13 protein-coding genes are annotated in these 5339 nt (G+C 61.6%); all 13 read right to left on the bottom strand.

Annotated elements, in window-relative coordinates; all coding sequences use genetic code 11:
• Nucleotides 1–339 (bottom strand): 50S ribosomal protein L18 (gene rplR, locus VGN68_RS17205; protein ID WP_327478390.1); only part of this gene is annotated, 339 nt, incomplete at its 3' end.
• A gap of 3 nt (nucleotides 340–342) precedes the next feature.
• A complete protein-coding gene (rplF, locus tag VGN68_RS17200) occupies nucleotides 343–876 on the bottom strand; it encodes a 50S ribosomal protein L6 (RefSeq protein WP_327478388.1) in 534 nt (177 codons plus the stop codon).
• Nucleotides 876–1280: a 30S ribosomal protein S8 gene (rpsH, locus tag VGN68_RS17195; protein WP_137751521.1), complete on the bottom strand. Its 405-nt coding sequence runs from the start codon at nucleotides 1278–1280 to the stop codon at nucleotides 876–878. The genes rplF and rpsH overlap by 1 nt, the downstream gene beginning before the upstream one ends.
• A gap of 12 nt (nucleotides 1281–1292) precedes the next feature.
• The gene (gene rpsN, locus VGN68_RS17190) at nucleotides 1293–1598 is read right to left on the bottom strand and encodes a 30S ribosomal protein S14 (RefSeq protein ID WP_293701250.1); all 306 of its coding nucleotides are present in this window, start codon (nucleotides 1596–1598) and stop codon (nucleotides 1293–1295) included.
• 50 nt (nucleotides 1599–1648) lie between these two features.
• On the bottom strand, nucleotides 1649–2227 hold the full coding sequence (gene rplE, locus VGN68_RS17185; RefSeq protein WP_293972316.1) for a 50S ribosomal protein L5: 579 nt from the start codon (nucleotides 2225–2227) through the stop codon (nucleotides 1649–1651).
• Complete coding sequence (gene rplX / locus VGN68_RS17180) at nucleotides 2220–2540, bottom strand: 50S ribosomal protein L24 (protein ID WP_088439827.1); 321 nt, start codon at nucleotides 2538–2540, stop codon at nucleotides 2220–2222. Before rplX ends, rplE begins: the two co-directional genes overlap by 8 nt.
• Before the next feature lie 2 nt (nucleotides 2541–2542).
• Nucleotides 2543–2911: a 50S ribosomal protein L14 gene (gene rplN, locus VGN68_RS17175; RefSeq protein ID WP_088439828.1), complete on the bottom strand. Its 369-nt coding sequence runs from the start codon at nucleotides 2909–2911 to the stop codon at nucleotides 2543–2545.
• A 59-nt stretch (nucleotides 2912–2970) separates the two neighbouring features.
• Nucleotides 2971–3252, bottom strand: coding sequence for a 30S ribosomal protein S17 (gene rpsQ / locus VGN68_RS17170; RefSeq protein WP_137751518.1), 282 nt, complete (start codon nucleotides 3250–3252; stop codon nucleotides 2971–2973).
• A gap of 11 nt (nucleotides 3253–3263) precedes the next feature.
• Complete coding sequence (rpmC, locus tag VGN68_RS17165; RefSeq protein WP_310087366.1) at nucleotides 3264–3467, bottom strand: 50S ribosomal protein L29; 204 nt, start codon at nucleotides 3465–3467, stop codon at nucleotides 3264–3266.
• 5 nt (nucleotides 3468–3472) lie between these two features.
• The gene (rplP, locus tag VGN68_RS17160) at nucleotides 3473–3904 is read right to left on the bottom strand and encodes a 50S ribosomal protein L16 (RefSeq protein WP_088439834.1); all 432 of its coding nucleotides are present in this window, start codon (nucleotides 3902–3904) and stop codon (nucleotides 3473–3475) included.
• Nucleotides 3905–3915: 11 nt separating this feature from the next.
• Nucleotides 3916–4623: a 30S ribosomal protein S3 gene (rpsC, locus tag VGN68_RS17155; protein ID WP_088439836.1), complete on the bottom strand. Its 708-nt coding sequence runs from the start codon at nucleotides 4621–4623 to the stop codon at nucleotides 3916–3918.
• 1 nt (nucleotide 4624) lies between these two features.
• Nucleotides 4625–5005 (bottom strand): 50S ribosomal protein L22, encoded by a 381-nt coding sequence (gene rplV, locus VGN68_RS17150; protein ID WP_088439838.1) that lies wholly within the window; start codon nucleotides 5003–5005, stop codon nucleotides 4625–4627.
• Nucleotides 5005–5280 carry a 30S ribosomal protein S19 gene (gene rpsS / locus VGN68_RS17145; RefSeq protein WP_039578279.1) on the bottom strand — a complete coding sequence of 92 codons (276 nt, stop codon included), beginning with the start codon at nucleotides 5278–5280 and terminating at the stop codon, nucleotides 5005–5007. Before rpsS ends, rplV begins: the two co-directional genes overlap by 1 nt.
• Between the last annotated feature and the right edge of the window lie 59 nt (nucleotides 5281–5339).

Below are 5339 nucleotides of genomic sequence, written 5' to 3'. Positions count from 1 at the left end.
GCCTTCGCGAGCCGCGTCGGCCAGCGCCTTGATGCGCCCGTGGAACAGGAAACCGCCGCGGTCGAACACGACCTGCGTCACACCCGCCTTTTTGGCGGCAGCGGCGAGGCGCTTGCCAACGTCGGCAGCCGCCGCGGTGGTCGCGCCGGTCTTGCCGCGGACATCCTTGTCCAGCGTCGAAGCCGCAGCCAGCGTCTGGCCGGCGGCATCATCGATAAGCTGGGCATAGATATGCCGGCCCGAACGGTGCACCGACAGGCGCGCACGCCCACCAGCCCGCTTGCGGAGGGCGGTACGAACGCGCTGACGGCGTTTTTCGAATTGGGTAAGATGTGCCATGGCTTACTTCTTCTTGCCTTCTTTGCGGAAGATGTACTCGCCGCGATATTTGATGCCCTTGCCCTTATAGGGTTCGGGCTTACGCCAGCGGCGGATTTCCGCTGCAACCTGACCAACCTGCTGCTTGTCGATGCCGCTGATCTCGATCGTGGTGTTGTCGGGCGTCTTGATCTCGATGCCATCGGGCACCGCGAAATCGACATCGTGACTGTAGCCGAGCTGCAGCTTCAGATTTTTGCCCTGCGAGTTGGCGCGATAGCCGACACCGGTGATTTCGAGGACCTTGGTGAACCCCTCGGTCACGCCGGTGACCAGGTTCTGCACCAAAGTCCGCTGCATGCCCCAAAAGGCGCGCGCTTCGCGGGTACCGTTCGCCGGCTGCACCGAAATGCTGCCATCGCCAACTTCATATTTGATGTTGTCGGACAGCGGCATCGCAAGGGTGCCCTTCGGACCCTTGACCGACAGCTGGCCGCCGTCGATCGCAGCGGTAACACCGCTGGGCATCGCGACTGCTTTTTTACCAATGCGTGACATCAGAACACCTCCGCCAGCACTTCGCCGCCGACATTATGCTCGCGAGCCTCGGCATCCGACAGGACACCGCGCGGGGTCGACACGATGGTGATGCCCAGGCCGTTGCGCACGATCGGCAGGTCTTTCGACCCCGAATAGATGCGGCGACCCGGCTTCGAAACGCGCGCCACATGGCGGATCGCCGGCTGCCCTTCGAAGTATTTCAGTTCGATGCGGATGCCCTTGTGCTCGCCCTTGGCGCCCAGCGCTTCTTCGCTGTAGCCGCGGATATAGCCTTCGCGCTGGAGGACATCGAGAACGCGGACGCGCAGCGTCGAGGCCGGCGTCAGGACGCTGTCCTTCTTCGCCGTCTGGCCGTTGCGGATGCGGGTGAGCATATCACCCAAAGGATCGGTCATTGCCATCTTGTCAGTCCCTTACCAGCTCGACTTAACAACACCGGGGATCAGGCCCTTGTTGGCCAGATCGCGGAGCTGAATACGGCACAGCCGGAATTTGCGATAATAAGCGCGCGGGCGCCCCGTCATCTCGCACCGGTTACGGATGCGGGTCGGATTACCATTACGCGGGATTTCCGCCATCTTGAGGCGCGCAATCAGACGCTCGCCTTCGTCGAGCGAGGTGTCCGCTGCCATCGCCTTCAGCTTCGCGTAGCGACCGGCATATTTCTTCACCAGCTGCTTGCGACGCTCATTTTTGTTCGTCGAACTCAGTTTCGCCATGACTTAAGTTCTCTTTCCTTTTGAGAGAGAGCCAGCCTGATCCGAAAGGATCAAGCGGCTGCCTTTTCTTCGGCTGCGATCGGGAAGGGGAAGCCGAACAGCTTGAGCAGTTCGCGGGCTTCGTCGTCCGTACGCGCCGTGGTGGTCACGATCACATCCATGCCGCGCACCTGGTCGATGCGGTCATAGTTGATTTCGGGGAAGATGATCTGCTCTTTCAGGCCCATGGCGTAATTGCCACGACCGTCGAAGCTCGTCGCCGACACGCCGCGAAAATCGCGGATGCGCGGCATGGCGATGGTGATCAGGCGGTCGAGGAATTCGTACATGCGTTCGCGGCGCAAGGTGACCTTGCAACCGATCGGCATGCCTTCGCGCAGCTTGAACTGGGCGATCGACTTCTTGGCCTTGGTCACGACAGGCTTCTGGCCCGCGATCAGCTCCATTTCAGCAGCTGCCGCTTCGACCTTCTTCTTGTCCTGCGTGGCTTCACCGACGCCCATGTTGAGCACGATCTTTTCGATCTTCGGCACTTCCATCGCGTTCTTGTACCCGAACTTCTCGGTCATCGCCTTGACGATCACGTCGTCATAGCGCTTCCGCATGCGGGGGGTGTAATTATCAGCCACTGATGGTCTCCCCGGACTTCACGGCGACACGCACCTTTTTGCCGTCCTTGGTTTCGAAACGCACGCGCGTCGGCTTGCCGCTCTTGGGATCGGCAATCGCGACCTTGCTCGCGTGCAGCGGCGCTTCCTTGCGTTCCAGACCGCCCTGCGGGTTGGTCTGGCTCGGCTTGCGGTGCCGCGTGATGACATTGACGCCCGCGACCACAACCTTGCCGTCTTTCGGCAGGCTCTGCGTCACTTCGCCGGTCTTGCCCTTGTCCTTGCCGGACAGGATGACAACCGTGTCGCCCTTCTTGATCTTGGCCATACCCATGGTCAGAGAACCTCCGGTGCCAGGCTGATGATCTTCATATAGCCACGGCCGCGCAGCTCGCGGACGACGGGGCCAAAGATACGGGTGCCGATCGGCTCCTCGTTCTTGTTGACGAGCACGGCAGCGTTGGTGTCGAAGCGGATCACCGAGCCATCGGCGCGGCGCACATCCTTGCGGGTGCGGACGATGACTGCGCGATGCACGTCACCCTTCTTCACCTTGCCGCGCGGCTGAGCTTCCTTGATCGACACGACGATGACATCGCCGACGCCGGCAACGCGGCGCTTCGACCCGCCCAGCACCTTGATGCACTGGACGCGCTTGGCACCGCTGTTGTCAGCGACTTCCAATTGTGACTGCATCTGGATCATCGATGCATTTCCTTCTATTTTGGCCTACCGGGCAACCCCGGCGGTTCCGTGAACTGGTGTCAGCCTTCGGCCGCGGCGGGAGCAGCCGAAGCTGGCTTGCTATGGGTGTCGACCTTGTCGAGCACCTTCCACGTCTTGAGCTTCGAAATCGGCTTCGTTTCCTCGATGCGGACGGTTTCACCGGCCTTGATGGCGTTGTCCTCATCGTGGGCGTGGTATTTTTTCGAACGGCGGATGATCTTGCCGTACAGAGGGTGCTTCACCTTCCGCTCGACCTTCACCACAACGGTCTTGTCGCCCTTGTCGGACACCACCGTACCGGTCAGAATGCGCTTCGGCATCGATAGTCTCCTTACTTCGCGGCCGAGCGCGAACGCTCGGTCTGCTGCGTCTTGATGCGGGCGATCGAACGCCGGACTTCCTTGACGCGCGATGCTTTTTCAAGCTGGCCGGTGGCCGCCTGGAAGCGGAGGTTGAACGCCTCGCGCTTCAGTTCACCAAGCTGTTCCGACAGTTGATCGTCGGTCTTGGCCTTGAAATCTTCGGTCTTGGACATGGCCCTTAACCCTCCAGGTGCGAGGTGTCGCCGAGACGGGCAATCACCTTGGTCTTGATCGGCAGTTTCATCGCCGCACGTTCGAATGCCAGCGCGGCCACGGGGCCGGGAACGCCGTCGAGTTCGAACAGGATGCGGCCCGGCTTGACGCGCGCGGCCCAGAATTCCGGCGAACCCTTGCCCTTACCCATGCGGACTTCGGCCGGCTTCGACGACACGGGGACGTCGGGGAAGATGCGGATCCACAAACGGCCCTGACGCTTGATCGCGCGGCTGATCGCACGACGCGCCGCTTCGATCTGGCGCGCGGTGATCCGCTCGGGTTCCAGTGCCTTCAGCCCGTAGGAGCCGAAGTTCAGGCTGGTTCCACCCTTGGCATTGCCATGGATGCGGCCCTTGAAGGCCTTGCGAAACTTGGTTTTCTTCGGTTGCAACATGTCAGTTGTCCTTAGCGGCGATCTTCACGAGCCGGACGGACGCCGGTCGTCTGTGCATCGAGCATCAGACGGTCGGTCGCCATCGGGTCGTGGCCGAGAATCTCGCCCTTGAAGATCCACACCTTGATCCCGCACACGCCATAGGCGGTGTGAGCGGTCGATTCGGCATAGTCGACATTGGCACGCAGCGTGTGCAGCGGCACCCGGCCCTCGCGGTACCATTCGGTACGGGCGATTTCCGCGCCGCCGAGACGGCCGGCGCAGTTGATGCGGATGCCTTCAGCGCCCAGACGCATCGCCGACTGCACCGCACGCTTCATGGCGCGGCGGAACGCGACGCGGCGTTCGAGCTGGTCGGCAATGCCCTGACCAACAAGTTTGGCGTCGACTTCGGGCTTGCGGATTTCGACGATGTTCAGCGACACGTCGCTGCCCGTCAGTTCGCCCAGCTTCTTGCGAAGCTTTTCGATGTCGGCGCCCTTCTTGCCGATGATGACACCCGGACGGGCGGCATAGATCGACACGCGGCACAGCTTCGCGGGACGTTCGATCACGACCTTCGAGATCGCGGCCTGCGGCAGGGTCTTGAACACAAACTGGCGGATCTTCAGATCTTCGACCAGCATGCGGCCATAGTCCTGGCCTTCGGCGAACCAGCGACTGTCCCAGGTGCGGTTGACCTGCAGGCGCAGGCCGATCGGATTGCTCTTCTGGCCCATATTACGCCTCTTCTTCCTGTTCGCGCACAACGATGCGGATGCGGCTGAACGGCTTGACGATCCGGGTCGATTTGCCGCGGCCACGAGCGTGCCAGCGCTTCATCGAGATCGACTTGCCGACGCTTGCTTCCTGGATAACCAGCGCATCAACGTCGAGGTTGTGGTTGTTCTCCGCGTTGGCGACGGCGCTGGCGAGAACCTTGCGCACGTCGACAGCCATCGCCTTCTTCGAGAAGGTGAGGATGTTCATCGCGTCTTCGACCTTGCGACCGCGGATCAGCGCAGCGACGAGGTTCAGCTTCTGCGCCGAACCGCGAATCTGCGTGCCGACCGAGAGCGCCTCGTTATCCGCAACGCGGCGGGGGGACTTTTCCTTGCCCATTAGCGTTTGCCCTTCTTGTCGGCAGCGTGACCGGGGAAGAAGCGCGTCGGCGCAAATTCACCCAGCTTCATGCCGACCATGTCTTCGTTGACCGATACCGGCACGAACTTGCGGCCGTTATAGACGTTGAAGGTCAGCCCCACGAACTGCGGCAGGATGGTGGACCGGCGCGACCAGGTTTTGATAGGCGCATTGCTGCTGCCTTCCTGGGCCGTTTCGGCTTTCTTGAGCAGATGGAGGTCCACAAAAGGACCCTTCCAGACCGAGCGAGCCATGGCTTACCTCTTCTTCTTCGCGTGACGCGACCGGATGATCATCTTGTCGGTCGATTTGT

It is taken from the genome of Sphingopyxis sp., from assembly GCF_035998965.1.
Taxonomy (GTDB): Bacteria; Pseudomonadota; Alphaproteobacteria; order Sphingomonadales; family Sphingomonadaceae; genus Sphingopyxis.
This window is presented reverse-complemented; position numbering and strand designations above follow the sequence as displayed.